Source organism: Streptomyces sp. NPDC042364, assembly GCF_056437585.1.
This window is the reverse complement of sequence record NZ_JBWKAJ010000026.1, coordinates 65,776-90,745: the sequence shown is the minus strand read 5'-3', so window position 1 is coordinate 90,745 and position 24,970 is coordinate 65,776. Positions and strand designations below refer to the sequence as shown.

25 protein-coding genes and 1 pseudogene are annotated in these 24,970 nt (G+C 70.9%); 16 read left to right on the top strand and 10 right to left on the bottom strand.

The features are described 5' to 3' along the window. The first annotated feature begins 234 nt into the window (after positions 1 to 234). Positions 235 to 873: a DinB family protein gene (locus tag AC067N_RS34500; protein WP_478682877.1), complete on the top strand. Its 639-nt coding sequence runs from the start codon at positions 235 to 237 to the stop codon at positions 871 to 873. 90 nt (positions 874 to 963) lie between these two features. Here AC067N_RS34500 and AC067N_RS34495 read toward each other — a convergent pair. The 3 genes and pseudogenes from AC067N_RS34495 to AC067N_RS34485 all read right to left on the bottom strand — a co-directional run. After that, positions 964 to 1,098, bottom strand: a pseudogene (locus tag AC067N_RS34495) (GNAT family N-acetyltransferase); the annotation flags it as partial. Between the two features lie 197 nt (positions 1,099 to 1,295). Continuing rightward, complete coding sequence (locus AC067N_RS34490; RefSeq protein ID WP_478682876.1) at positions 1,296 to 1,523, bottom strand: hypothetical protein; 228 nt, start codon at positions 1,521 to 1,523, stop codon at positions 1,296 to 1,298. Positions 1,524 to 1,819: 296 nt separating this feature from the next. Further along, on the bottom strand, positions 1,820 to 3,646 hold the full coding sequence (locus AC067N_RS34485) for a phosphoenolpyruvate carboxykinase (GTP) (RefSeq protein WP_478682875.1): 1,827 nt from the start codon (positions 3,644 to 3,646) through the stop codon (positions 1,820 to 1,822). Between the two features lie 348 nt (positions 3,647 to 3,994). Here AC067N_RS34485 and trhA point away from each other — a divergent pair, with 348 nt between their 5' ends. From trhA to AC067N_RS34465, 4 genes are all read left to right on the top strand, one after another. Continuing rightward, positions 3,995 to 4,741: a PAQR family membrane homeostasis protein TrhA gene (gene trhA / locus AC067N_RS34480; RefSeq protein WP_478682874.1), complete on the top strand. Its 747-nt coding sequence runs from the start codon at positions 3,995 to 3,997 to the stop codon at positions 4,739 to 4,741. Between the two features lie 309 nt (positions 4,742 to 5,050). Beyond that, the gene (locus tag AC067N_RS34475; protein ID WP_478682873.1) at positions 5,051 to 5,683 is read left to right on the top strand and encodes a TetR/AcrR family transcriptional regulator; all 633 of its coding nucleotides are present in this window, start codon (positions 5,051 to 5,053) and stop codon (positions 5,681 to 5,683) included. Positions 5,684 to 5,761: 78 nt separating this feature from the next. Further along, positions 5,762 to 6,493, top strand: coding sequence for a Mut7-C RNAse domain-containing protein (locus AC067N_RS34470; protein WP_478682872.1), 732 nt, complete (start codon positions 5,762 to 5,764; stop codon positions 6,491 to 6,493). Positions 6,494 to 6,540: 47 nt separating this feature from the next. Then, positions 6,541 to 6,909 carry a hypothetical protein gene (locus tag AC067N_RS34465; protein ID WP_478682871.1) on the top strand — a complete coding sequence of 123 codons (369 nt, stop codon included), beginning with the start codon at positions 6,541 to 6,543 and terminating at the stop codon, positions 6,907 to 6,909. Between the two features lie 42 nt (positions 6,910 to 6,951). Here the strand turns inward: AC067N_RS34465 and AC067N_RS34460 are convergent, their stop codons facing one another. Next, complete coding sequence (locus AC067N_RS34460) at positions 6,952 to 8,316, bottom strand: hypothetical protein (RefSeq protein WP_478682870.1); 1,365 nt, start codon at positions 8,314 to 8,316, stop codon at positions 6,952 to 6,954. A 645-nt stretch (positions 8,317 to 8,961) separates the two neighbouring features. Between AC067N_RS34460 and AC067N_RS34455 the strand changes: the two genes are divergently transcribed. The 11 genes from AC067N_RS34455 (at position 8,962) to AC067N_RS34405 (ending at position 18,122) form a co-directional block, all read left to right on the top strand. Next, the gene (locus AC067N_RS34455; protein ID WP_478682869.1) at positions 8,962 to 9,426 is read left to right on the top strand and encodes a DUF6325 family protein; all 465 of its coding nucleotides are present in this window, start codon (positions 8,962 to 8,964) and stop codon (positions 9,424 to 9,426) included. Positions 9,427 to 9,455: 29 nt separating this feature from the next. Continuing rightward, the gene (locus AC067N_RS34450; RefSeq protein WP_478682868.1) at positions 9,456 to 9,737 is read left to right on the top strand and encodes an SHOCT domain-containing protein; all 282 of its coding nucleotides are present in this window, start codon (positions 9,456 to 9,458) and stop codon (positions 9,735 to 9,737) included. A gap of 9 nt (positions 9,738 to 9,746) precedes the next feature. Beyond that, positions 9,747 to 10,379: a GAP family protein gene (locus AC067N_RS34445; RefSeq protein ID WP_478682867.1), complete on the top strand. Its 633-nt coding sequence runs from the start codon at positions 9,747 to 9,749 to the stop codon at positions 10,377 to 10,379. Positions 10,380 to 10,431: 52 nt separating this feature from the next. Then, complete coding sequence (locus AC067N_RS34440) at positions 10,432 to 10,860, top strand: DUF7144 family membrane protein (protein WP_478682866.1); 429 nt, start codon at positions 10,432 to 10,434, stop codon at positions 10,858 to 10,860. 135 nt (positions 10,861 to 10,995) lie between these two features. Next, complete coding sequence (locus AC067N_RS34435) at positions 10,996 to 11,562, top strand: cysteine hydrolase family protein (RefSeq protein WP_478682865.1); 567 nt, start codon at positions 10,996 to 10,998, stop codon at positions 11,560 to 11,562. A 609-nt stretch (positions 11,563 to 12,171) separates the two neighbouring features. Beyond that, positions 12,172 to 13,161, top strand: coding sequence for a serine/threonine-protein kinase (locus tag AC067N_RS34430; protein ID WP_478682864.1), 990 nt, complete (start codon positions 12,172 to 12,174; stop codon positions 13,159 to 13,161). Between the two features lie 253 nt (positions 13,162 to 13,414). Beyond that, positions 13,415 to 13,699, top strand: coding sequence for a hypothetical protein (locus tag AC067N_RS34425; protein ID WP_478682863.1), 285 nt, complete (start codon positions 13,415 to 13,417; stop codon positions 13,697 to 13,699). 166 nt (positions 13,700 to 13,865) lie between these two features. Beyond that, positions 13,866 to 15,047, top strand: coding sequence for a hypothetical protein (locus AC067N_RS34420; RefSeq protein WP_478682862.1), 1,182 nt, complete (start codon positions 13,866 to 13,868; stop codon positions 15,045 to 15,047). Positions 15,048 to 15,255: 208 nt separating this feature from the next. Continuing rightward, positions 15,256 to 16,017, top strand: coding sequence for a vWA domain-containing protein (locus tag AC067N_RS34415; protein ID WP_478682861.1), 762 nt, complete (start codon positions 15,256 to 15,258; stop codon positions 16,015 to 16,017). 1 nt (position 16,018) lies between these two features. Continuing rightward, positions 16,019 to 16,801, top strand: a complete 783-nt coding sequence (locus AC067N_RS34410; protein ID WP_478682860.1) for a PP2C family serine/threonine-protein phosphatase — start codon at positions 16,019 to 16,021, stop codon at positions 16,799 to 16,801. 154 nt (positions 16,802 to 16,955) lie between these two features. Beyond that, positions 16,956 to 18,122 (top strand): hypothetical protein, encoded by a 1,167-nt coding sequence (locus AC067N_RS34405; RefSeq protein WP_478682859.1) that lies wholly within the window; start codon positions 16,956 to 16,958, stop codon positions 18,120 to 18,122. 24 nt (positions 18,123 to 18,146) lie between these two features. Here AC067N_RS34405 and AC067N_RS34400 read toward each other — a convergent pair whose 3' ends face one another. The 6 genes from AC067N_RS34400 to AC067N_RS34375 all read right to left on the bottom strand — a co-directional run bounded on the left by AC067N_RS34400 (position 18,147) and on the right by AC067N_RS34375 (position 24,703). Next, complete coding sequence (locus tag AC067N_RS34400) at positions 18,147 to 18,731, bottom strand: hypothetical protein (protein ID WP_478682900.1); 585 nt, start codon at positions 18,729 to 18,731, stop codon at positions 18,147 to 18,149. A gap of 4 nt (positions 18,732 to 18,735) precedes the next feature. Beyond that, positions 18,736 to 20,289 carry a substrate-binding and vWA domain-containing protein gene (locus AC067N_RS34395; RefSeq protein WP_478682858.1) on the bottom strand — a complete coding sequence of 518 codons (1,554 nt, stop codon included), beginning with the start codon at positions 20,287 to 20,289 and terminating at the stop codon, positions 18,736 to 18,738. Beyond that, positions 20,286 to 21,452, bottom strand: coding sequence for a toxic anion resistance protein (locus tag AC067N_RS34390; protein WP_478682857.1), 1,167 nt, complete (start codon positions 21,450 to 21,452; stop codon positions 20,286 to 20,288). Before AC067N_RS34390 ends, AC067N_RS34395 begins: the two co-directional genes overlap by 4 nt. Positions 21,453 to 21,472: 20 nt before the next feature. Next, positions 21,473 to 22,546: a substrate-binding domain-containing protein gene (locus AC067N_RS34385; protein WP_478682856.1), complete on the bottom strand. Its 1,074-nt coding sequence runs from the start codon at positions 22,544 to 22,546 to the stop codon at positions 21,473 to 21,475. Positions 22,547 to 22,961: 415 nt separating this feature from the next. Beyond that, entirely contained in the window at positions 22,962 to 23,399 is a 438-nt protein-coding gene (locus AC067N_RS34380; protein ID WP_478682855.1) for an SCO4983 family protein, read from the bottom strand. 92 nt (positions 23,400 to 23,491) lie between these two features. Further along, entirely contained in the window at positions 23,492 to 24,703 is a 1,212-nt protein-coding gene (locus AC067N_RS34375) for a pyridoxal phosphate-dependent aminotransferase (RefSeq protein ID WP_478682854.1), read from the bottom strand. Between the last annotated feature and the right edge of the window lie 267 nt (positions 24,704 to 24,970).

Genomic DNA, 24,970 nt, shown 5'->3' with positions numbered 1-24,970 from the left:
GCGCAACTGCCGGGCGACGGCCCCGTATGCGACGCCACTTCGTCGGGTACGGGGCCGTCGCCCGTGGCGACCGGTGGGCAACTGCTGCGCACCCAGGAGCGGCTGCGCCGCCCGCGCCCGGCCGGCGCCACAGCCGAACCGGGCGACGCCCGCCAACTGACGGCCGCCGACAGCCGTCGCGGACCACGTGCGGGATCTTGAGACCACGGGTAGCCCATGGCAGGCTCATGCCACGTGATCGATGAATTCGCGAAAGGCAATCTGCACGGGAGACTGCGGCGGGACCGCGAGGCGCTGCTCTGGAAACTCGACGGCTTGTCCGAATACGACGCCCGCCGACCTTTGACAGCGACCGGGACCAACCTCCTCGGCCTGGTCAAGCACGTGGCCACCGTCGAGGCCAGGTACTTCGGCGAGGTCTTCGACCGCCCTTCCCCGGAACCGCTGCCCCGCTGGCAGGACCACGACGGCAGCGATCTGTGGGCTGCCGAGGACGAGACCCGGGATCAGATCGTGGGCTTTTACCGGCGCACGTGGGAACACTCGGACGCGACGATCAACGAGCTTCCCCTCGACGCCCCCGGCCACGTGCCGTGGTGGCCGGAGCCTTGTCCCAACACGAACCTGTTCGCCGTCATGGTCCATGTCCTCGGCGAGTCCATCCGGCATGCCGGGCACGCCGATATCCTGCGCGAGAGCCTCGACGGCCGGACCGGGGTGCGCGCCGAGAACGAGAAGCACATCGACGAGGAAGCCCGTGCGGCCTACTGCGCGAAGATCGAGCAGGCCGCCAGGTCGGCCGCACCCATCGAGGCTCAGGCCGTGTCCGATGGGCCGCGGAGTCGCTTGGGCGTCGGGCGTACACCCGCCTGAACGCCGGGTGGCTGGAAGCCGGCAAGCCGTACCCTGGGGTGGCCGCGAGCGATCCGACTTCTCTGCCCCGCCGGAACAGGACATGGTCCGCCCGTACTTGGTGGCGACTCTGCAGGAGGCAGGGCTGCGCGTCGAGTGATCCAGCTCCGGCCGGTGGAAGCCGATCTCGTCCAGGGCCCACGCGGTGAGCGCCGTGAGGGCGCGCGTGGCGACACCGGCACCGCGACCATGATCGCCCGGCGGTGACCGTGCGAGTCAAGGTCGTGAACGCGGCTCTTCGCGAGGTGACCGCTTCATCGAGCGGGCAGGAGCGGGAGGCCGGCCCTGCCCTGTGCGGCGGATCGCATCAGAGGTGGCGGTGTTCGCGGGCGGGTCGACGACGGCCGCCCGCCCCGGCATGTGCCACTGGGCACGGCAAGGGTTCAGTGTGAGTCGTTGTCAGCGGCGTCCGGGCCCTGTCGGCGTTTCTCCGCCGCGTCCTGGTAGCGCCACACGCCCCACAGGGCGACGGCGACGAGCAAGGCGAACAGCAGGGGGCCAAGGTCCAGCGACTGCCAGGCGAGTGCTCCCAGGAAGAGGCCGATGGCGCTGAGGATCAGGCACCCTGCGCAGCCCGTCCCGAACGATGCGCACCCTGTTTCCTGGCTCATGTGCCCCCCTGTTCCCCGATGGCGCTGCATCATAGATCCGTCGAGCCCGTCAGCGGAGTCCGGGAAAGCGCTCTCGGTGAACGGGGTCCCCGGATGTGCCGGCCGCCCCGGGCACCCCGGGAGGAAGAGGCGCGCGGAGGACCGCCCTTGGCGCGGATTCGACGAAGGGCCGGATTCCCTCGCGGTCGTGGGGCGGTCCCGCGCTTGCACGCAGTCGGGCAAACCGCGGCCGGCCGAGGAGACGTCGCTGGTCAGGGCAACCCATAGACGGCCGGCCGCGGAGTCATGCGAGGGGATCAGCCCAGGCGGCGCACCAGTGCCCGGTACTCGTCCCACAGTTCCTTCGGCGTGTGGTCACCGAAGGTGTTGAGGTGGTCGGGGACGAGCGCGGCCTCCTCCCGCCACACCTCCTTGTCGACGGTCAGCAGGAAGTCGAGGTCCGACGAGGACAGTTCGAGGCCGTTCGTGTCGAGCGCGTCGGCCGTCGGCAGGATGCCGATCGGCGTCTCCACGCCCTCCGCCTTGCCGTCCAGGCGCTCCACGATCCACTTCAGGACGCGGCTGTTCTCGCCGAAGCCCGGCCAGACGAACCTGCCCTGGTCGTCCTTGCGGAACCAGTTGACGTAGTAGATCTTCGGCAGCTTCGACTGGTCCTTGTCCTTGGCCACGTCGATCCAGTGGGCCATGTAGTCGCCCATGTTGTAGCCGCAGAACGGCAGCATCGCGAACGGGTCGCGGCGCAGTTCGCCGACCTTGCCCTCGGCCGCCGCCGTCTTCTCGGACGCCACGTTCGCGCCGAGGAAGACGCCGTGGTTCCAGTCGAAGGACTCCGTCACCAGCGGTACGGCGGTGGCGCGGCGGCCGCCGAAGAGGATCGCGGAGATCGGGACGCCCTTGGGGTCCTCCCACTCGGGCGCGATGATCGGGCACTGGGAGGCGGGCACGGTGAAGCGGGCGTTGGGGTGGGCGGCCGGGGTCTCGGACGCCGGCGTCCACTCGTTGCCCTTCCAGTCCGTGAGGTGCGCGGGGGTCTCCTCCGTCATGCCCTCCCACCAGATGTCGCCGTCGTCCGTCAGCGCGACATTGGTGAAGACCGAGTTGCCCCACAGCGTCTTCATGGCGTTGGCGTTGGTGTGCTCGCCGGTGCCGGGGGCGACGCCGAAGAAGCCGGCCTCGGGGTTGATCGCGTAGAGCCGGCCGTCCTCGCCGAAGCGCATCCACGCGATGTCGTCGCCGATCGTCTCGACGGTCCAGCCGGAGATCGTCGGCTCCAGCATCGCGAGGTTCGTCTTGCCGCACGCCGACGGGAACGCCGCCGCCACGTACTTCGACTCGCCCTGCGGCGGCGTGAGCTTCAGGATCAGCATGTGCTCGGCGAGCCAGCCCTCGTCACGGGCCATGACGGAGGCGATGCGCAGGGCGTAGCACTTCTTGCCGAGCAGCGCGTTGCCGCCGTAGCCGGAGCCGTACGACCAGATCTCGCGGCTCTCGGGGAAGTGGGAGATGTACTTGGTGCTGTTGCAGGGCCAGGGGACGTCCTCCTGGCCGGGCTCCAGCGGGGCGCCGAGGGTGTGCACGGCCTTCACGAAGAAGCCCTCGGAGCCCAGCTCGTCCAGGACCGGCTGTCCCATCCGGGTCATCGTGCGCATGGAGACGGCGACGTACGCGGAGTCCGTGATCTCCACGCCGATCGCGGAGAGCGGCGACCCGAGGGGGCCCATGCAGAACGGGACGACGTACATCGTCCGGCCGCGCATGGAGCCGCGGAACAGGCCCTTCTCGCCCTGGAAGATGTCCCGCATCTCGGCGGGGGCCTTCCAGTGGTTGGTCGGACCCGCGTCCTGCTCCTTCTCCGAGCAGATGAACGTGCGGTCCTCGACCCGGGCGACATCGGTCGGGTCGGAGGCCGCGTAGTAGGAGTTCGGGCGCTTGATGGGGTCGAGTTTCCGGAAGGTGCCCTTCTGGACGAGCTCCTCGCACAGGCGCTCGTACTCGGCCTCGGATCCGTCACACCAGACCACGTTGTCCGGCTGCGTCAGTTCAGCGATCTCGTTCACCCAGGAGATCAGTTCTCGGTGGGTGGTGGGGACGGTGGTGGAGGGAGCCGCGATGTCGCGCGCCACGATTGCTCCTAAATGAGGGATTTTTTGTTGGAGGCCCCGTGGGGGCTGCGGCCCGGATGCTTCACGGTTGGATCTTTGGGCGCTCATCCGGTGCCGACCGCACTCATTTGATCATCCGACGAGAGTGCCCATATGTCCAGAGGGCCTCACACGTGAGCACCGTGAGGATCGCCACTCATCCGTTTCGGTCCGGGACGTTTCCGTGGGTCACCATCGCTTCACCGCGTGTGTCCGGAATTCATCCGGGTATGCCCACCGGGGCGTCCGCGTGAGACGATGGACACTTCCCAGGGTTTGAACAGCCTGCGCCATCCCGCAAGTTACGGTTCCGTAGGTACGATGCCGAACATGACTGCGCCCGTCCCCGACGCGCCCACGGAGACGCCGGCCGACCGCCGCCGTCCGGACGCGCGTTCCCTGCCGCAACAGATCGCCCACCAGATCACGGATGAACTCCACGAGATAAAGCCCAAGCTCCGCGGCTGGCTGCACCTCGGCATGTTCCCGGCCGCGCTCGTCGCCGGCCTGGTGCTCACCGCCCTCGCGGACTCGACCCGGGGGCGTATTGCCTGCGGTATCTATGCACTCACGGCCTGCCTGCTGTTCGGTGTGAGCGCGCTGTACCACCGGGGTGACTGGAGCCCCCGCATGGACGGCGTCCTGCGCCGGCTCGACCACGCGAACATCTTCCTGATCATCGCGGGCACGTACACGCCGCTGACCATGCTGCTTCTGCCCGGGGCCAAGGGGCAGTGGCTGCTGTGGGGCATCTGGGGCGCCGCGCTCGCGGGGATCGTCTTCCGGGTCTTCTGGGTCGGCGCCCCGCGCTGGCTCTACACGCCCTGCTACATCGCGATGGGCTGGGCCGCCGTCTTCTTCCTGCCCGACTTCATGCGCACCGGCGGTATCGCCGTCCTGGTCCTCGTGGTGGTCGGCGGGCTCCTCTACAGCGCCGGCGGCGTGATCTACGGCATCAAGAAGCCCAACCCCTCCCCGCGGTGGTTCGGCTTCCACGAGGTCTTCCACTCGCTGACGCTCGCCGCGTTCGTGGTGCACTACATCGGCATCTCGCTGGTGGCCTACGGGCACGCGTAGCGGATCTCTCCCCTCCGGCACGGCCACGGCTTTCGAGCCGTGGCCGTTTTGGTGTGCCCGCGCCGCGTGACCCACATCGGGGGAGGGGCTTTCTATTGACAGTCCATTGATTTTGAGAGCTACTGTCATTTCATGGCCGCTGTTTTTGCGACGGCGGCCCTGACAGCGCCGCTGTTGCCGAACGCCGGACCCGCCGGGCAGGCCGCTCCCGTGCCGTCCCGCCGGGGGGGGACCCGGTACCGGCAGGGCGAGAAGGGCCCCGGATCCGGCCGTGGCCCCCGGGGACACCGATGGCCGACAATGAACGGCATGACCACGGCACGAACCCCTCTGCCCGAGGCCGCTCGCCATCTGGGGCTGCGGGAGCGCAAGAAGCTCCGGACGCGGATCGCCATCAGGGACGCCACCTACGCCCTGATCAGGGAACAGGGGTACGAGGCCACCACGGTCGAGCAGATCGCCGACCGCGCCGAGGTGTCGCCGTCCACGGTCTTCCGCTACTTCCCCACCAAGGAGGACATCGTCCTGACGGACGAGTACGACCGGCTGGTGGAGGACCTGCTCCGGGAGCGCCCGGCGGACGAGCCGGTCCTGGAGTCGCTGCGCTGGGCGATCCGCAAGGGTATGTCCATGGCGATGGCCGGCAACTCGCCCTCCGAGCAGGACGAGATGACCCAGCGCATCCGGCTCATGGTCGAGGTGCCCGCGCTGCGCTCGCGGCTGATGGAGAGCATGTCCGTCACGGGCCGCCTGCTGTGCCGGGCACTGGCCGAGAGAACGGGGCGCGACGCCGCGGACCTGGAGGTCCGCGTCTACGCGATGAGTCTGACGGGGGCCCTGCTGGAGGCGATGATCTACTGGGCCGAGCAGGACTTCCGCGATGATCTTCCGGAACTGCTCGACCGCGCCCTCGCCACCTTCAGGGACCTCCCGAAACAATAGGGTCGAGGACCTGCCGAAACGGCGGAGCCCCGAACAAAGGGCAGGCCACCCGCGCGGGCCCCGTGCCATCCTGACCAGGTGAACGGTCCCGAGATCCATGTCGAAGTCGGCCCCGAGCTGGCCCTGTTCGTCCCGCCCCACCGCCGCGGGGGCGCGACCCCGCTCGCCACGGACGGGGTCTCCACGCTCGGCCATGTCATCGAGTCCCTGGGCGTCCCGCTGACCGAGGTCGGGGCGCTGGTCGTGGACGGGCGTGAGGTGCCGGTGTCACACGTTCCGACGGCCGCCGAGTCGGTGACCGTACGCCCGGTGGAGCGCCCCCAGCCGGTACCGGGCGCACCCCTCCGCTTCCTCCTGGACGTCCACCTCGGCACACTCGCGCGGCGGCTGAGGCTGCTGGGTGTCGACGCGGCGTACGAGTCGACCGACATCGGCGACCCGGCGCTCGCCCAGCGGTCCGCCGGCGAGCGGCGCGTGATGCTCAGCCGCGACCGGGGGCTGCTGCGGCGGCGCGAGCTGTGGGCCGGGGCGTACATCTACAGCACACAGCCGGACGAACAACTGCGCGACGTACTGGACCGGTTCGCGCCCGAGCTACGGCCGTGGACCCGCTGCACCGCCTGCAACGGACTGCTGAGGCCGGCCACGAAGGAAGAGGTGGCCGACCGCCTGGAGCACGGCACACAGCGGTCGTACGACGTGTTCGCGCAGTGCGGTGACTGCGGGCGGGCGTACTGGAAGGGCGCGCATCACGAGCAGTTGGAGGCGATCGTGCGGGAGGCGTTGAGGACGCGTACCCAGGCGGGTTGAGTACGGGAGCCGATCACCCGGACCGGCGCGGCCCGTTGAATCGTGGCATGAACACCGCTTCCGCAACCCCGGAAGGGCGCGCCCCCGCGAACGCTCCGCGCCCCTCCGCCCCGAACCCCCAACGGACCCTCAGCCTGTGGGCGGGTCTGGGGCTCGTCCTGCTGCTCCCGATGGTCGGGGCGTCGTACGTCCTGTCGTTCCTGAGCGAGGAGGCCGGCCGCTGCCTCAACTACGGCGAGGGCTGCCCGACCCTCCCCGACGGTGTGCTCCACGCCTTCTTCTGGTCCTCCGTGGCACTCGGCCTCACGGCGGCGGCGCTGCCGCGCACGCGATGGGCGCCCGCCAGGTACGGGGCCGTGATCGTTCAGTGGTGCGCCCAGTCGGTGCTCTGCCTGCTGATCGTCAACAGGGTTTGAGGGCGGCCGGAGGCCGGACGGCATCACCACGGAGGGGACGTCTCACCCGGGGGTGGACACCACCTGGTCGTCGGCGCCCGGGTGTTCCGCCGTGCCGGAGGCCGCGGCGAGCATGCCGAGGACGATCAGCACGAGGACGACGATGCCGAGGACGAGCGCCACCGCGCCGGGGGTGGGGTAGTTCCACAGCATCAGGGTGAGCGCGCCGCCGGCGATGGCGATGCCGGTGGTCCACTTCGCGTGCGTGTCCAGCCAGTGGCCGGCGGCGCCCGTGCGCAGCCCGTGCCGTGCCATGGCCCGCCCGGTGGCCCCGGTCCCGCCGGCCACGCCCCGTCTGACCCACCGGGCACCGCGCCCGGGACCGTACAGGTACGCGGCCAACGCCGTGATCACGGCGATGACCAGGACGGTGACGGTGCTGTTCCGGAGGAAGCGGAGGAAGGTGTCGTAGATGTCGGCGGCGGCGTCCCGTGGCAGGGCGGTCGAGGGGACGGAGTCCAGATACACCTGGCGCATCACGGCGAGGCCGACGAGCAGCACGATCATCATGACCCCGATGCCGATGGCCGTCGCCATCAGCGCCACGCGGTGCGCGGGCGCGCTCCAGACGGCGAGCGCCGCCAGGACCAGCACCAGTACGGGGAGCCAGGTGCCGAGCACCTTCAGCAGCCGCATGGCGTCCTGGGCCTCGTTCAGCTTGTCGGTCCGGAACAGGGTGATCGTCTTGTCGACGTCGGGGATCTTCGAGGCCTGGTCGAAACCGGCGTTCACCAGGTCCTGCTTGACTTCCTCGATGACGGTGCCGAGATTCAGGTCGACGCTGTCGTCTCCGGCCTGGACGGCACTGCCGCCCTCGCCGGTGAGGACCTTGACCACGGCGGCGTGGGCCCGCCGGTTGGCGTCGTCCCACACCTCGGCGAACCGGTCGCTGGTCACCACCTTGTGCACGACCGAGTGGACGGCCGAGTTGAGCGCGCTCTTCAGCGGGCCGGTCAGTGCCTCGGCGCCCTGCACCACCTGAGGCGGCGCCCCTTCCTTCTGCAGCGTCCGTGCGATGGCGTCGGTGAAGGCGGCGACATCGACGTTGTCGACCACGCGTTTGGTGAGCCGGTCGGTCACGGTGTTCTGGACGGAGGGCTTCGTGGCGATGGGGGCGACGGTCTGGACGTACCGGTCTGTGTCGGAGACCTCGGAGTCCACCCAGGCGGCGACCACGGCGAGCGGCGCCAAGAGGAAGGCCAGGAGCAGCAGTACGGAGGTGGCCGTGTAGCGCAGACGCCGGTGGCGACGGTGGGCCGCCTTGCGCAGTCGTTCGTACTCGTCTTGTTCCGCGGTGCTCAGCGGACGCCCGGCGAGCGGACGACCGGCACCCTCGGAGGCCGATGACGAGCCACCTGAAGAAGCCATGGATCTCCCCTTGGTGGAGCGGACAGGCACTCGGCTGAGTGCACGGGGGCACGGGGGCACGGGCAGAAGCCGGGGCCTGGGGGCAGGGATTCGGCCCAGGTGCTGGGATTCCGGTCCGGGGGCAGGGTTTCCGGTCGGGGGCAGGGATTCCGGTCGGGGCAGCGGTTGGGCGAGAAGGGTTTCCGCGGTTCGGGGCGTTCGCCGGCGTCACTGCCGTGGCGTCCGCCGCCGGGGCGGTCGGCGTGGGCGGGGCGGGCGAAATCCCGTCCATCGTCGATCAGAACCGATCGGTGATGCGTTTTGTCATGTCTTTTCCTGCTTGTCCACCGTATCCAGGGAGGACGGACGACGCATGGCGGGTGCCCCGTCCGCCTCATGTGAGGCCCCCGCCCCGCCGCAGGTCACGGGGGTGGGGCCGACCGATATGCGGATCCCACCATCGGGTGGTGCACTGGATGAGGGCGTCGTTGCCCCAGGGGTGTCGCGGGACCGTCACCGGGATGCCACCACGCCCCCGATCCCGTTGATCGCCTTGATCCTCGATCCCCCACCCTCCCGGTCTCCCGGTCTCCCGGTCTCGCGGCCGCGGCAGCCGGTGCGCGGAGCGGAGGGGTGCTGGGTACCCGCGCGTCATGAGGAGTTGCCGTGAGCAGCGAGAGCAGCGCATTCGACGACATCGGTCCCGTCGACTACCTGGTGGTCGAGTACCCGGGCAGCCGCCCCACGGGCGAGGCCCTGCCGTACCTGGTCGACCTGGTCGACCGGGGGCTGATCCGCATCCTCGACCTCGTCTTCGTCCGCAAGGAGGGAGACGGTTCCGTCGCGGCGGTGGACCTCGTAGACCTGGCCCGGGGCGAGGACTCCGGCCTCAGGGTGTTCGAGGGCGCCACCTCGGGACTGCTCGGTCAGGACGACATCGAAGAGGCCGGGCGGGCGATCGGGGCCGGCAGTACGGCCGCCATCCTGCTGTACGAGAACCGCTGGGCCGCACCCTTCGCCCGAGCACTGCGCCGCAACGGCGCCCGGCTCGTGGCCGTCGGAAGAATTCCCGTCCAGGACCTCATCGCGGCGCTGGACGCGGTGGAGGCCGAAGCCGGCGCCGGGTCGTGAACGGGCGCGGAGCACAGGAGGTGCCGATCATGCCAGGTCTCATTCGCGGAGTCGCCCGCACCGCGGTCGTCGCGGGCACGGCGACGGCGGTGTCGAACCGTGTGTCCCGGCGCCAGGCGGGCCGGTGGGCCACGCAGGACGCCCAGTACGCACCGCACCCCGCACCCGCCGCCCAGTCCCCGGCCCAGACCGCGGCCCTGTCCTCGGGGGACAAGATCGCCCAGCTGCGAGAGCTGGGTGAACTGAAAGCCCAGGGAGTGCTGACGGAGGCGGAGTTCGAGGACCAGAAGCGCGCCGTCCTCAGCGGGTGACGACCAGTCATGAACGGTCTGCACATCCTGCCGCTCGCCATCACCATGATGGTCGGGCCGCAGATCATCTCGGCCATCATCTTCGTGACGACACCGAGAGCCGTCAGGGTCTCCCTGGGGTTCCTGAGCGGCATCGCCATCGCGACGACGGCGGGTGTGGCCGTCATGATGGGCATCGCAGCCGCTCTCGACAACGCCGTCGACTTCGGTGACCCCTCCGACAAGGGTTCCGTCGGCCACATCATCCAGTACGTGCTGGTCGCGCTCCTGGCCGCCGCCGCACTCAAGAACTGGATCAAACGCGAGAGCGTCGAACCGCCGAAATGGCTCGGCACCCTGATGAACGCCGACCCGCGCAAGGCGTTCAAGATCGCGCTGATGGTCATCCTGGCGATGCCGTCCGACATCGTGATCATGATGACCGTGGGCGTCAATCTGATCCACAACGACGCGTCGTTCGCCTCGGCACTGCCGTTCATCGCCCTGACCGTCCTCGTCGCGGCGCTTCCGCTGCTGATCCGCCTGCTGTTCGGCCACCACGCCGAAGCCGCCATACCCAGGATCCGCGACTGGACCAACACGCACAGCTGGCTCGTGAACATCGTCGTGTGCGTGATCTTCATCGTCCTGATCCTCACCTGACCCGGTGACCCACGCGCGAGTGACAGGCGCGCAAGTGACAGGGAGACACACCATGGCTCAGACGACCTACCCACGCCGGTCCCGGTCCCGGTCCCACCAGCGCTCCGCGTCATGGGCCGGCGGCCTTGTGGCGTTCGGCGCGGTCATGCTGATCATCGGAGGCACCCTCGATGTGCTGCGAGGCATCGTGGCCATCGCCGACGACGACATCATCGTCAACACGCCGAACTACGTGTTCAAGTTCGACCCGACTGGCTGGGGATGGATCCACCTGCTGCTCGGTGCCCTGGCCGTGCTGGTCGGCGTCAGCCTCTTCAACGGCCGGACCTGGGCCCGCGTCGTCGGAGTCGCCCTCGCGGGACTGCTCCTGATCACCAGCTTCCTGGCCCTCCCGTACTACCCGGTCTGGTCGGTCGTGCTGATCGCGGTCTACGGCTTGATCATCTGGGCCCTGTGCAGCGAGCGGCCGCGGTACAGATGAGGCTGCGCCGCCCTCCGGCCGTGCCTGCGCCGCCGGGCTCGCTCGGTGAGGATTCTCGAAACCCCCGCCCGGGAGCGGCTGTTCGACCAGACTTGCCGTTGTATCTCCCACTCAGCAGGAGAAGGGGCGGCGGGCATGGGGAACAGCGCACTCCTGGTGATGGACGTCCAACGGGACGTCGTGGCCATCGCCGACCGCGGTGGTTCCGGATATCTGCCGCGTCTGCGCGGGGCGATCGACGGTGCCCGGGCTGCGGGGGTCGAGGTGATCTACGTGAGGATGGCGTTACCGGCGGGGGACCCCGGAGTCAGCCCCCGCAACAAGGTCATGAGCACCATCGTGCGGGCCGGTCTGTTCACCGAGGGTGCCCCCGGCACCGGGATCCATGACGACGTGGCGCCCCGGGAGGGCGATGCCGTGGTGACCAAGAGGCGGGGGAGCGCGTTCTCGGGCAGCGACCTCGACCTGGTGCTCCGGGCCCGTGACATCGACAGCCTTGTCCTCACCGGCATCGCCACCAGCGCCGTGGTGCTGTCCACGCTGTGGCACGCCGTCGACCTGGACTTCGGCCTGACGGTCCTGGCGGATGCCTGCCTCGACACGGACCCCGAGGTCCACCGGTTCCTGACCGAGAGGCTGTTCCCGCAGTGGGCGGAGGTGCTCACGGTCGAGGAGTGGCTCGAGGCGATCGCACCGTCGTAGGGGAGAGCCCGTCCCGGACCAGCGGCGGACCGGGCCCTCCGGGCGCGATCACTTCCTGCGGCGCCTGCTCGCGCGCTTCTTCAGTCCGGCCTGGCCACGCTTCGTCCAGTCCCCCTGATGGAGGTGGCAACGTGACGTGCCCTTCAGCGTCTTGTTCTGACAGCGACGCCCGGCCGCCGTCGGCCAACCGCACTTCCCCTGCTTCCACTCACCCACGGTGTGCCCCCTCCGGTGGATTCGCCTCGCGTCCGGGCATCCAGCGTGTGGCACATCGCCGCCGGGGAGCAGAGCGCACGGGCAGCGAAGTCGGGCGCCGCAGGCGCACACTGGTCGGTACCCGGGAGCGCACTCGGCGCGCACGCAGCCCGGTTGTGGTGGTGGGATTCCGGGCGGTGCGCGGGGCGTTCGGCCCCGGAGAGCCGCGGGCGCCTCGGAGGGCGGTGGGGGCCGAGTGGGTGCTCGCCCCGGTGTGGCCCCGGAACGGCCCCGGTGCGGCCCGGTGGCGGTAACCGGTACGGGCGGTGACGGGACAAAACGGCTGCCTCGCGGGGGAAATCGCGGGACACTGCGGGACATCCGCACCGAACCCCGAAATGAGGTGAGCCGGGGGTGCGTACACCCGTAAGTGACCCCATGAAGATCGGCCCGTACAAGATCGTGGGGCGGCTCGGTTCGGGCGGGATGGGCTGGGTCTATCTCGGCCGTTCACCCGCCGGTCGCGAGGTCGCGGTCAAGGTCGCCCGACCGGAACTCGCCGCGGAACCCGAATTCCGTGAACGCTTCGCGCGGGAGGTCGCCGCCGCCCGCGTGGTGAGCGGTGCGTACACCGCGGCCGTGGTCGACGCGGACCCGGACGCCGAACTGCCCTGGCTGGCGACCCTGTACGTCCCCGGCCCCTCCCTCGCCGAGGCGGTCCGCGCGGACGGGCCCCTCCCCGAGGCCCAGGTGCGACCCCTCGGCGCCGGACTGGTCGAGGCGCTGCAGGCCATCCACGCCGCCCATGTCGTCCACCGTGACCTCAAGCCCGCGAACGTACTGCTGGCGAGCGACGGACCCCGTGTCATCGACTTCGGTATCTCCCGTGTCGACGGCGCGCCGGGCCTGACCCGGGTCGGTGTCGTCGTCGGCACACCGTCGTACATGTCCCCGGAGCAGATACGCGGGGCCGGGGTCGGGCCGCCGAGTGATGTCTTCGCACTGGCCGGGGTGCTCGTGTACGCGCTCACCGGGCGTCCCCCGCACGGCAGTGGGGAGGGGGTGCGGGCCGAGGTCATCCGGGGGAAGCCGCGACTCGACGGCGTGCCGGAGGGGCTGCGGCCCCTCATCGCGCGCTGTCTCGCCAAGCGCCCCGAGGAACGGCCGCAACTGACCGAGATCCTGGCGGAGTTGGTCACAGAGCAGCCCACGGTGGCCGCCTGGCCTCCGCCCCAGGTCGCCCGGACCATCGAGGTGCGGTACGAGGAGTTGAAGGAGCGTCACCTGCGGCGTACCACCAGTGAGTCCGTGCCCTCCTGTCTGCTGCTGCACGCCCAGGCTCTGCTCGACGCCGGGCTGACCGACGCCATGGTCGCCGAGGCGGTGGTCCGTGACGGTGCCTGACTCCTATCCGGGCCGTGACTCCTATCCGGGCCGTGGGTCCTACCCGGGGCGGGACTCCCACCCCGGGCGCGAGTCCTACCCGGGGCGCGAGTCCTACCCGGGGCGTCCTGAGATCTACGACATCGGGACGCACTGGCGGCAACTCGTGCAGAACTGGGTGGCGCGACGGAATTACCACACGGTCCACGACACCGTGTCCGTCTCCCTGCAATTCGACCTCCGTGAGGCGGGGCGGACCATCACGGTCAGATTCATGACGACCAGGAAACTTCTCGTCGCCTTCGCCACGGACGGGCATTTCCTGCGGCAGGACCAACTCGCCGTCGCCGCCGCCGCTTCGAACGCGTGGAATACGGAACAATTGAACCCCATGCTTTCCGTATGGGATGTACGCGGGCCGCGTCCATGCCTCGCCGGGGTCTGTGATCTTCCTCTGACCTGTCGTATCACCCAGGCCGACTTCGATGCCTTGGCCAATGATTGGGTGGATCGGGCGCGGCAGATGTTCAGTCGCTGTCACCAGGTGTTCAAGTTGTAGAAGTGAAACGCCGGACAATTGACAATTGCCGTAAGTCGCCCGGTGGAATTCTCCAACCCCTTCCGGTCGACCCGTCCCCTGCTCCAATATGGGACGGGTCTTTCAGGGCCGCGGGGGCGTGCCTTTCTGGCCACGGGGGGTTGGTGCGATGGGTGCCGTCAGGCGTTTGTCCTCTCTCGGCGCACTCATGGGGCTGCTGGTCGCCGTGGTGCCGGTCAAGTCGCCGGCCGCCGCTGCCGACTCCTGCAGAAACGGCTTCACCGAGCAGGTGAGGTGCGGGGCCGAGGTGATACCCGACGGCCCCGTCGTCATCACGCTCGACGGCCCGCTGCGGTACGGGAAGCTCAGCGACCAGCAGCGCCGGGACCTCGCCCGGCTGCGCAAGGACGGCAACCCGCTCGTCGTGCAGGTGCCCGAGGGCACAGCGACGGGGGAGGGCGGCACGGCCCTGCTCCTCATGGCCGACGGTCGCCTCGTCCATCCCGATGCCACGATCGACCGGCTGAGGCCGGAAACCCTGGCCGAGCTGACCGACGCCGGGGTCTGCCAGGAGAACCTGCTGTGCGGCTCGGTCGACCGTGACCTCACCGGCAGGCAGCTCATCGAGGAGGGCTTCGCCGCCGACCACTCCGCCAACGTCTTCGACGTCGCCCCCGGGACCACCGACTCGGCCTCCACCTCTCCCGGGTCCGGCAACCCCAACGGCAAGGATGCCAAGGACGCCAAGGACGGCGAGGGCGACCGGGGCAAGGGGGACGAGGGGAACAAGGGGAACAAGGGCGCCGCGGGGGACGCCCACGGCGACCGGGCCGCCGGCGACGACGCGGAGGCCGCCGGTGACAGTACCTCCTGGGCCACCCTCTGGATGGGACTGCTGCTCGTGCTGCTGCTCCTCGCCTTCGCCGTCGTGATCCGACGCTCCCGGGGCCCCGTCACCGTGGGGCATCGCGCGTCCCCCGGGCGGATGGCCGCCGTGCCCGCGGGCGGCGGCGCGCGCCGCCGAGCCCCCCGCGATCCTCAGCCGGTCGACGGCCCTGCCCCGGCGGCGGCACGGGCCGGTGACGAGAGCACCACCCGGCTGCGCGTCGCGGCGACCGCCCGCCACGGACGTCAGGTGAGCGCCCGCCCCGCCCACACTCGCACCGCCGTCGTCCGCACCGAACTGCACCCCCAGGGCTACATCGAACTCGACCGGGTCCTCTACCGGGCCGTGTGGGCCGAAGCGGGGCGGCCGCCGCCCGCGCCCGGCGGGCTCGTCGACGTCGCCGAAGCGCCCGAACGCGACTCCGACGTCCTGTACGCCTTCCCGCCCACCGCCGCACGCCACGCCAAGGGCACCCCCCGGTAGGCCGCGCGGAAGAAAGGCCCGCCTCCAGGACAACGCGCGGCACGCCATCCGCCCAGCGCCCCCGTACCGGCGTACGCGTCGCACCCGGCGGACACGTCGCACGCGCCACACGCCGCTCGCCCCGCCCTCCCGGCGGGCGACGCGCACGCCCCACGCCCCACCCGCACGCGTACCGAGCACGAGAACGGAAACACCAGGGGGAACACCGATGCACAGCGAATACCCGCCCACCATGCCGGCGGAGTACGCCGACATCGAGTTCGAGAACAACGCCCAGCGCATGCCGCTCGTGCTGTGCCTCGACACGTCCAGCTCCATGGCGGGCGCGCCGATCCAGACGCTGAACAACGCGCTCGCCGAGTGGACCCGCGAACTCCATGACGACGTCAGCCTCAGTTACAGCGTCGAGGTCGCCGTCGTCACCTTCGGCGGTCAGGGGGTCGGTGCCTGGCGCGGGCCCCAACTGCTCGACCCACGTACCCGGATGAGCCCCTTCATCCCCGCGCACGCCTTCCAGGCACCGCAGCTGACGGCTGCCGGGGTCACCCTGATGACCGAGGCGCTGGAGCTGTCGATGCACATCGTCGCGGCGCGCAAGGCGGAGCTGCGGGCGTCCGGGCTCCAGTACTACCGGCCGCAGATCTGCCTCGTCACCGACGGTCTGCCGACCGACCCGACCGGTCATCTCACCGACTCCTGGCACCGGCTGATACCCGTCCTCGCCGAGGAGCAGCGGTCCCGCCGGTTCCGGCTCTACGCCATCGGGGTGGGCGGCATCACGGACCGGGGGGAGCAGGTGCTGCAGGCGTTCGCGCCCAAGTTCAACGCGCGGCTGCACGGGTTCCCGTTCCGGGAACTGCTCCAGATGATGTCCGCCAGCGCCAACGCCGAGCAGAAGGGGGCGGGGGACGAGGTGTTCGAGAAGATCTTCAGCCAGTTCAAGACCCAGCGTCCGGCCTGGGAGGCCTGAGGTGGCCGTCCCTTCGTGGCGCATCCACGGGCTCAGCGTCGAGGGGTACCGGCACCGGCGCCAGGGGCTGCCCTGCCAGGACGCCTGCGGCTATGTCACCACCTCCGCCGTGGCCGTCCTCGCGGTCGCCGACGGCGCCGGGAGCCGGCCGCGCTCGGAGGAGGGCTCCCGGCTGGCGGTGAAGCTGGCCGCCGAGCACTTCGCGCGGCGCGCCGGCGCGGCCGTGGAGGTGCAGCCGGGGGAGGCGGTGCACGAACTGCTGCGGGACGCGTTGCACGACGTCAGCGAGGACTTCCTGGACCGTACGGGCAGCGACGCGCCCGACTTCGCCACCACCCTCACGGTGGTGGTGCTGGCGCCCGGCTGGCTGGGGCATCTGACCGTGGGCGACGGGTTCGTCGTCCTGCGGGCGGGGGCGGAGGACGGGGAGCGGCAGTTCCATCTGCTGCCGCAGGCGGCGGCGGTCAGCGAGTACAGCAACGAGACGGTGTTCCTGACCTCGCCGGACGCGGCCCGCTGGACGCACACCGAGTGCGTCTCGGACGACGGGGTCGACGGGGTGCTGCTCTCCACGGACGGCCTCGCGCAGGCCATGCTCAACCGATCGGCGGGCGGCGCCCAGTCCCCGAACGCGTCCTTCGCGGACGCCGTCTTCCGCTCCCTCGACACCGCGTCCGACACCACCGACGGCAACCTCGCCGCCCTCCTGCGCTCCGACCGCCTCACCGCCCTGAACGCCGACGACAAGACCCTGCTGCGGGCCGTCCGCACGAACCGCGGATGACGGCGATGACCGCCCGGCACCACGGGACCGCCGGCCCGCACGACCACCCCCCGGCGCCCCGGGCGGCAGTCGTCGGTACGGCACGGACGCCGGACGCCGGGGTGCGACGGACGCCGGGGCCGACACCGGCCCGCCCCACGGAACACTCGGAGGTATGGCCATGACCGGCCGCACGGTCTTCCTCGACGGCAAGGCGGTCACGCTGGCCGAGCAGCCCCTCAAAGGGGGCGGGCAGGCGGCCGTGTTCCCCGTGGAGGGCGACGCGGGCATCGTCGTCAAGATCTACCGCGACCCGCCCGGCCCCGACCAGGAGCGGCGGCTGGCCCGCATGCTCACCATGTCCCCGCTGGCCGCCCGCCCCACCGACGCCAGCCAGCCGCCCGAGCTGGCCTGGCCGACGGCGATGGCACGCGGCACGCACGGCGAGTTCCTCGGGTACGCGATGCGCCGCTTCGGCGAACCCCAGCACGTCCAGCTCGTCGGCCTGTTCACCCGCGTCCAGCGGCTGAGGCTCTTCCCGGACCGGGCCGACTGGCGGTTCCTGCTCGGCGTCGCCTGGAACCTCGCCTTCATGACCGCCCGGATGCACCACGACAACCTCGTCATCGGCGACTTCTCCAGCAGCAACGTCGTCGTCGACGGCAACGGCTTCGTCACCTTCCTCGACTGCGACTCCATCGCCTTCACCGACCCGGCCACCGGCGAGCTGTTCCCCTGCCTGATGCACACCACCGACTACTCGGCCCCCGAGCGGCAGGCCGGCGGCCCCGCCACCCGGCAGAGCGACGACTTCGCCCTCGCCGTCCTCGTCTACCAGCTGCTCACCGCCGGCAACCACCCCTTCGGCGGGGTCCCGCACGAGAGCACCTCCGAGTCGACGGTCAAGGACAACATCGCCGCGAGCATCTCCTACGTCGTCCGCCCGGAGATGGTCATCATCCCGCGCGGCACCGTCGACCCCTCCGTCCTGCCGCCCGAACTCCTCACCCTCGCCAGGACCGCCTTCGGCACCGGCGTCCAGACCCCCACCGCCCGGCCGCCGGCCGAGGCATGGCTGCGCGCCCTCGACAAGGAGCGCGGGCAGGTGAGGGCGTGCACCGTACGGCCGCTGCACACGTACGGCTCCCATCTGCCGACCTGCCCCTGGTGCACCCGGATCGCCGTCACCGGGCACGACGTGTTCAACGGGCCCCGACCGGCGCCGGTCCCGGGGGCGCAGCCCGGCCCGGACCAGCCCCCGTCGCCGTACGCCGCCCTGAAGGTGCTGGGTGCGGTGGTCGCGGTGGTGCTGCTGATCGTGATCCTGACGAACGTCGGCTGAGCGCGGGCACCACCGGGCCGAGCCTCAGCCCGACCGGTCCTCCAGGTACCGGGTGTGCGACTCCTGCCGTCGGGCCTCGGTGTCGCGCAGGGTCGTGGCCAGGCGCTCCAACTCGCCGTGCAGGAGCGTCAGCTGGCGCTCCAGGTGGCGCTCGGGCGGGTCCGTGCCCGGGGTCAGGCGGCTCCACCAGCGGGTGCGGACATAGGTGTCGACGGCCTCGGGGACGTCCTGCCGCACCGCCCGGGACAGCGTGTGCACGCCCTCGGGGTCCCGGCCCAGGATCTCGGCTACCCAGCCGGGGTCGAGGAGGGCCGTCAGCAGCTCCGTCAGCTCGGTGAGACGGCCTGCGGCCGCGGGCGGCAGCTCGATGCCGGCGAGGTAGCCGCCCAGCCGGGCGAAGTCGGCGCGGACCTCGTCGAGCTGGGCGGACGGGTCCGGGAAGTCCGGCACCGGCGGGCGCTCCGGCGGCGCGAGCAGTGCGCCCGCGCCGTACAGGCCGGCCACCACGACCGGCCAGTACGGGCCCGCGACCCCCGCGAAGGTCAGCGCGAGCCCCGCCACCCCGAGGGCGCTGCCGGTGAGGTTCTTGCGGGACTCGACGTACGCCATGAACCTACTGGTAGCCACGGATCTCCTCGAAAGCGCCGTCCAGCGAGCCCTGTCGGGCGTCGAAGAGGCGGCCGCCGGTCAGGTCGGCTATGTGTTCCAGTTCGTCCTTGTCGGAGTCGCCGAAGAGGATCGGGAAGACGGGGACGCGCTGCTCGGCGGCGGGCAGCCGGTGGTAGAAGGCGTCGAAGTCCGCCGGGCTCGCGCCCTCGGTGTTCTCGCCGTCCGTCATCAGCACGATCGACGTGAACGTGTCCCGGTCGGCGGCGCCGAGATACTCGTACGCCGTCCGCAGTGAGGTGTAGACGGCGGTGTCGCCGGAGGCGGAGAGCTTCCGGGTGTCGGCGCGGATGCCGTCGAGCCCCGGCTTAGGGTCGGACGGCCGCACCACATGCGTCCGCACGCTCTTCACCTCCGACCCGAACGGCATCAGCGTGACCTCCTCCCGGTCCCGGAAGTCGCCGGTCAGCTCGGTGAGGGCGGCCTTCAGTCGGTCCAGGCGGTCGCCCTCCATCGAGCCCGAGGTGTCCAGCACGTACACGGTCCGGGACGGGCGGCGCAGCTCGTTCTCGTAAGCGTCGAGGAGCCCGTCGGCGACGGACCGGCCGCCGGGGAAGGGGAGTTCGCGCCGCCGGGAGGGATCGAGGCCGGCCGACGGGCGGACCGAGGGCACGACCGGGCGGCGCAGGGTCTCCTCGGTGATCAGCCGCTGGGTGCCGGGGGCGCGCAACGCGTCGGCGAGACGGCGTACGTCGTCCCGGACGGCCTGACCGGTCGAGGCGAGGGAGGAGAGCGGGTAGTCGGCGGTGACGACCCCGTCGCGCGGGCGGATCACCGTCAGGTCCTTCCGCGCCTTCAGCACCGACTCGTAGTTGAGCAGCGCGTCGACGTCACCGCGCCGGTCGTACGCCGCCGCCAGCCAGCCCGACGATCCCGACGTCAGCTTCTGCCCCCGGAAGAACTCCTTCAGCCGGGGCGTCGCCCGGGCGACGTCCGCGTCGGTGAGCGCGGACTGGGCCCCGGAGAGCCCGGAGGCCACCGAGACGAGGGTGGAGAAGCCGGAGTTGGAGCGGGCCGGGTCCGTCATGCCGTACGTGAGATCGCCGTCCGCGACGGCCTCCTCGATGTCCGACCAGGTGACGTTCTCCGGCTTCCAGCCCAGCTTCCGTACGGTCGCGTCCCGCACGCCGATCGCCACCGGGCTGGACATCACCGGGGTCTCCGACACGATCTGTTTCGCCGCGTCCGGCCGCAGCCGCAGATAGTCGTTGGACGACAGCCACACGGCGTCGTACGAGCCTTTCGCCCGGCCCTCGGCGAGCAGTTCCACGGCGTCCAGGGTGCCCAGGTGCGTGAGGCGCACCTTGAGGCCCGTGTCCTTCTCGACCCGCTCCAGCACCGGCCGCATGTCGGCGAGTTCACTGGAGGCGAGGACGCGGAGGGTGCCGGGGACGTAGGTGTCCGGGTCGGACGGGGTGTCGGTGGCGGCCGTGCATCCGGCCGTCACCAGGACCAGTGCGAGGGCCGCCGCCGTGCGGCGGGCCGGGAGCGTCGCTCTCATACGAGCCCACCCCCTTCCAGTGCCCCCTGGGCGCGGCTGCGCTCCAAGTAGCTTCCGGCGTCGCGGAGTTCGGCCGTCAGGGACTCCACCGTCGCGGCCATGGTCTCCGTCGCCCGCGCCTTGTACACGTCGATGGCGTCGAGGGTGCGGTAGATCTGCTGGAAGGCCGAGCGGAGCGTCTCCGCGCCGACGGCCGGATCGGCGGCGATGCGCTGGATCTCGCCGCTCTGGGTGGCGAGCATCTCGGCGTTGCCGCGGATGAGGTCCTCGGTGGTGCCGCGCAACGCGTTGACCTGGTCGACGACCTTGCGCTGGGTGTCGAGGGCGGAGGCCAGCATCACGGAGATGCGCAGCGCCGAGACCGTGGTCGTGGCGGCCCGGTCGACGCCCTTGATCAGCTCCTCGTTGTTGCGGCGGACGACGTCCATCGCCAGATAGCCCTGGGCGCACACGGCCAGCTGGGTGAGCAGGTCCTGGTGCTTCTGCCGGACGGGGAAGAGGACGTCGGCGCGCAGGGTATCGGCCTGCTGCGGGTCGGCGGCGTCGATGTGCGCCTCGATCGCCGTGTCCAGGGCCTCCGTCAGGACCACGTACTCCTGGAGCTTGCCCATGGTCTCCCACAGCCGGACCCGCTCCGTCTGCAGCGCGGCACTGTCCCGCCGCAGTTCGTCCTGGCCGCCGCGCAGCGACCCCACGATCCGGTTCAGGGTGCCCTGCGCGGAGGCGTACTTGGCGACGTGGTCGCGCAGCCGGTTGCCACCCGGCAGCCGGGACAGGAGCCTGCGGCCCCTGCCCGCGGGCAGGTCGCGCGGGTCCAGGTCCTCGACCACGCGCCGCAGTTCGACGAGCGAGCCAGCGACCTGCGACTGGGCGTCCCCGTTCTTGCCGGGCAGGCTGCGAACGGTCCGCTCCAGCATGCGGTTGGACTGCGCGGCGGCGGTGCGCATCTCGCCCGCGCCGAGTGCCGCGATCTCCCCGACCTTCCCCGCGAACTCCGGCGAGCGGGCGTCGAGCGCGGCGAGCGACCGGACGTACTCCTCGGCCTTCCTGGCCATGTCCGACCGTACGGACTCCTCGACCGGCACAAGGCCGCCGGCCTTCTCCCGGGGCACGGCCGCGACCGGCTCGGGCGGGGTGAGGGTGAAGCTGTCTTCGCTGGTCATGAGTGGTGTTCCCCCGTCGTTCAGCGGCCCCGCGCCCGGCGCGCCATCTCGTGCAGCACCTCGGAGGTGGGCACGGGCGCCTGCCGGACGGTGAGCCGAGGCGTCAGATACGTGGTGAGGCCGGCCGTCGCCGCCGTGAACTCCTTCGCCGAGCCCTGCGGCCGGAACCCGTGCCGGGCCGCCAGCCGCCGCAACTCCGGTTCCGTGCCGAGCAGTTCACCGAGGGCCCGGCCCTCGTCGGTGACGGGTACGACGGTGTGGTCGCTGTTGACGGTGGTGTCCGGGTAGAGGACGACCAGGTCGTCGACCTTCTGGCCGTCGGCGAGCAGGGCGGCGACCTGGGACTCGTAGACGAGGACGAGCGGGTTGCCGACTCCGCTGACGAAGTCCCGGAACGCCGCGTCGCTGCTCGGCTGCTGGGCGCCCTGGACGCTGATCAGGTCGTGCAGGAGGGGCGAGGTCCTCTTGATGTCCGCCTCGCCGGCGACGACCCGTCCGTCGTTGGCGACGTTGGAGGCCGCGGCGAGATAGAGCGCCCCCGAGTTGGAGGTGGTCGGATCGGTGGTGGCGATGTAGAGCAGGCCCGACAACTCGCCGTACTTGTCCGCCCCCTTGAGCTGCTGCCAGGTGCGGCCGGCCCCGGCCGCCTCCAGGTAGGCGCCCATGTCGAGGATGCCGCGGTCCTTCTCCAGCGTGGCCAGCCCGTTGCGGCTCAGCACCTCGGCGGCGCCCCGGTGGGCGACCACCACGAGGGGTGAGTAGAAGGGGCGGGGCAGCGGTTCGCGCACCCCGTACTTCTCGGCCAGCTCGTCGGCGGGGGCCTTGCTGGAGGGGAAGGCGAAGTCGTACCCCTTCAGGTCCAGCCCGTCCATGGCCCAGGAGCCCGATGTCTCCGTCTTCACGGTGTAGCCCTCGGCGGCCAGGGCCTTCACCACCTCCGGGTCGGCGAAGAACTCCGCCTTCTCCGACCCGATCACTCCGCGCACGGTCTTCGTTGCCGTGCTCTTGTCCCCGGTGTCCCGGCCCGCCACGACGGCTGCCACCACGCCGCCGATCAGCAGGACCGCGAGGACGATCCCTGCGATGCGTCTCACACCGAGGAGAGTGCTCGCGGAACCCGACGTTCCAGGGCGGTACGGGTGAACACGGGGTGAAGCGGCCGTCCCGGAACGCAACCGGAACAGGCACCGCCGCTCAGGGGAAGGGGAGCGAGGGGGGGAGGGAAGAGGGGGGAGGGAAGAGGGGGGGGAGGGAAGAGGGGGAGGGGCGGGGACGCGGGTTGGTCGCCGCTCATCGCCCCGCCCGGGTCCTGTCTCGGGCTGCGGGAGGGGCGGGCGGCACGCGGAGGAAGCCGCCTAGGTGCTAGGTGCTAGGTGCCGGGAGCCGGGCGGAGTGCGGTGCTGTGGCGCCCGGTCCGCGTGTCGCTGCGGGTGCACGCGGACCGGGGCCGTCAAGGGGAGCGGGGGCTCGGGGGTGAGCCGCCGGCTCGGTGGGGCGCCGGGCGGGGTGTCAGTGGGCCGCCAGCTCGCGCGCGTCCAGGGGCTCGGCGGCGGCGTGGGCGTCCATGCGCTCGGCGGCCAGGATCGCGGCCGCGGTGTCGGCGCGCGAGGCGGCGACGACCAGGGCGCGTCCGGCGAGGGCGTGGGCGCGCCGGTGGAGCCCGGCGACATCGCGCTCGCGCCCGCCGGCCGGCACGGACGGCACGGACGGCCGTACGGGCGGACGTCCGCCGCGCAGCCGGGCCACCTGCTCGGACAGTCGCTCGGCGGCCGTGTCGAGGTCGGCGGTGGGGGCCGACGCGCGGAGCTCGTCGGTCACCGCGAGCAGGGCGGCCAGATGGCCGGCGAGCTGGATGTCCAGCTCCTCCTCGCGCGAACGGTGGGGGAAGTCGGAGGAGGTCGTGCCGGCCATCGTGTGGACCGACTTCGTGCGGATCGGCTCGTACATGGGATGGCCTCCAAGCTCGCTCTCGGAGAACCACCCTACATTAGATTTCGTCTAAAGTTGAGTGAGGTCTGGAAGCCGGTCGGGCAGATGCTTCACGACTGGCCGTAGCCGTCCAGGAAGTTCCCGATGCGCGTGATCGCCGACCTCAGATCGGCCACGGTGGGCAGGGTCACCACGCGGAAGTGGTCCGGCTCGGGCCAGTTGAAGCCGGTGCCCTGGACGACCATGATCTTCTCCTGGCGGAGCAGGTCCAGCACCATGCGCCGGTCGTCCTTGATCTTGAAGACGTCCGGGTCGAGGCGCGGGAACAGGTACAGCGCCCCCTTCGGCTTCACGCACGTCACGCCGGGGATCTGCGTCAGCAGCTCGTACGCGACGTCCCGCTGCTCCTTCAGGCGTCCGCCCGGCAGCACCAGGTCGTTGATCGTCTGGCGCCCGCTGAGCGCGGCGACCACGCCGTGCTGCCCCGGCATGTTGGCGCACAGCCGCATGTTCGCCAGGATCGTCAGGCCCTCGATGTAGGAGTCGGCGTGCGCGCGCGGGCCGGAGATCGACATCCACCCGACGCGGTAGCCCGCGACCCGGTACGCCTTCGACATGCCGTTGAAGGTCAGCGTCAGCAGATCCGGGGCGATCGCGGCCGTCGGGGTGTGCGTGGCACCGTCGTAGAGGATCTTGTCGTAGATCTCGTCCGAGCAGACGAGGAGGTTGTGGCGGCGCGCGATGTCCGTGAGGCCCCGGATCATCGCCTCGTCGTAGACCGCGCCCGTCGGGTTGTTGGGGTTGATGATGACGAGCGCCTTGGTGCGGTCGGTGACCTTGCGCTCGATGTCCGCGAGGTCCGGCATCCAGTCGGACTGCTCGTCACAGCGGTAGTGGACCGCCGTACCGCCGGACAGCGAGACCGCCGCCGTCCACAGCGGGTAGTCCGGGGCCGGTACGAGCACCTCGTCGCCGTCGTCCAGCAGGCCCTGCATCGCCATGACGATCAGCTCGGAGACGCCGTTGCCGATGAAGACGTGCTCGACGTCCGTCTCGATGCCGAGGGTCTGGTTGTGCATGACGACCGCCCGGCGCGCCGCCAGGAGGCCCTTGGCGTCGCCGTAGCCGTGGGCCGACGACACGTTGCGGAGGATGTCCTCCAGGATCTCCGGCGGGCACTCGAAGCCGAAGGCGGCCGGATTGCCCGTGTTGAGCTTGAGGATGTGGTGCCCGGCAGCCTCCAGCCGCATCGCCTCCTCGAGCACCGGGCCCCGGATCTCGTAACAGACGTTGGCGAGCTTGGTCGACTGGATCACCTGCATGTCCGTGAGCTTACGACCCGGTAACGCCTCGTGGGTCGTGTTTTCCACCACGTGAGACCGACGCTATGCGCCGAAATGTTCCTCCGCCGCCCCTGGGTGCCGCTCCTCCCCGGTGCCGTGACCGGAACGGTTCACCGGCTCGCGGTGTCCGGCACGCCACCTCGCCGCGCTGTCGCGGCAACCCGCGTACATCCGGTGGGCGGGCGGCGATTCGCCGTGTGACGCACCGCGCCGGACCCCGCGTACTGTCCGGTAAACCCTTCCGGT

Bases quoted from the DNA above. Each gene is read 5' to 3' on its own strand.
- AC067N_RS34450 (WP_478682868.1), top strand. From the start codon at position 9,456: ATGCCAGGTCTCATTCGCGGAGTCGCCCGCACCGCGGTCGTCGCGGGC.
- AC067N_RS34445 (WP_478682867.1), top strand. From the start codon at position 9,747: ATGAACGGTCTGCACATCCTGCCGCTCGCCATCACCATGATGGTCGGG.
- AC067N_RS34380 (WP_478682855.1), bottom strand. From the start codon at position 23,399: ATGTACGAGCCGATCCGCACGAAGTCGGTCCACACGATGGCCGGCACG.
- AC067N_RS34440 (WP_478682866.1), top strand. From the start codon at position 10,432: ATGGCTCAGACGACCTACCCACGCCGGTCCCGGTCCCGGTCCCACCAG.
- AC067N_RS34395 (WP_478682858.1), bottom strand. From the start codon at position 20,289: ATGAGAGCGACGCTCCCGGCCCGCCGCACGGCGGCGGCCCTCGCACTG.
- AC067N_RS34465 (WP_478682871.1), top strand. From the start codon at position 6,541: ATGAACACCGCTTCCGCAACCCCGGAAGGGCGCGCCCCCGCGAACGCT.
- AC067N_RS34460 (WP_478682870.1), bottom strand. From the start codon at position 8,316: ATGGCTTCTTCAGGTGGCTCGTCATCGGCCTCCGAGGGTGCCGGTCGT.
- AC067N_RS34390 (WP_478682857.1), bottom strand. From the start codon at position 21,452: ATGACCAGCGAAGACAGCTTCACCCTCACCCCGCCCGAGCCGGTCGCG.
- AC067N_RS34400 (WP_478682900.1), bottom strand. From the start codon at position 18,731: ATGGCGTACGTCGAGTCCCGCAAGAACCTCACCGGCAGCGCCCTCGGG.
- AC067N_RS34435 (WP_478682865.1), top strand. From the start codon at position 10,996: ATGGGGAACAGCGCACTCCTGGTGATGGACGTCCAACGGGACGTCGTG.
- trhA (WP_478682874.1), top strand. From the start codon at position 3,995: ATGACTGCGCCCGTCCCCGACGCGCCCACGGAGACGCCGGCCGACCGC.
- AC067N_RS34375 (WP_478682854.1), bottom strand. From the start codon at position 24,703: ATGCAGGTGATCCAGTCGACCAAGCTCGCCAACGTCTGTTACGAGATC.
- AC067N_RS34405 (WP_478682859.1), top strand. From the start codon at position 16,956: ATGGCCATGACCGGCCGCACGGTCTTCCTCGACGGCAAGGCGGTCACG.
- AC067N_RS34490 (WP_478682876.1), bottom strand. From the start codon at position 1,523: ATGAGCCAGGAAACAGGGTGCGCATCGTTCGGGACGGGCTGCGCAGGG.
- AC067N_RS34475 (WP_478682873.1), top strand. From the start codon at position 5,051: ATGACCACGGCACGAACCCCTCTGCCCGAGGCCGCTCGCCATCTGGGG.
- AC067N_RS34415 (WP_478682861.1), top strand. From the start codon at position 15,256: ATGCACAGCGAATACCCGCCCACCATGCCGGCGGAGTACGCCGACATC.
- AC067N_RS34425 (WP_478682863.1), top strand. From the start codon at position 13,415: ATGACGACCAGGAAACTTCTCGTCGCCTTCGCCACGGACGGGCATTTC.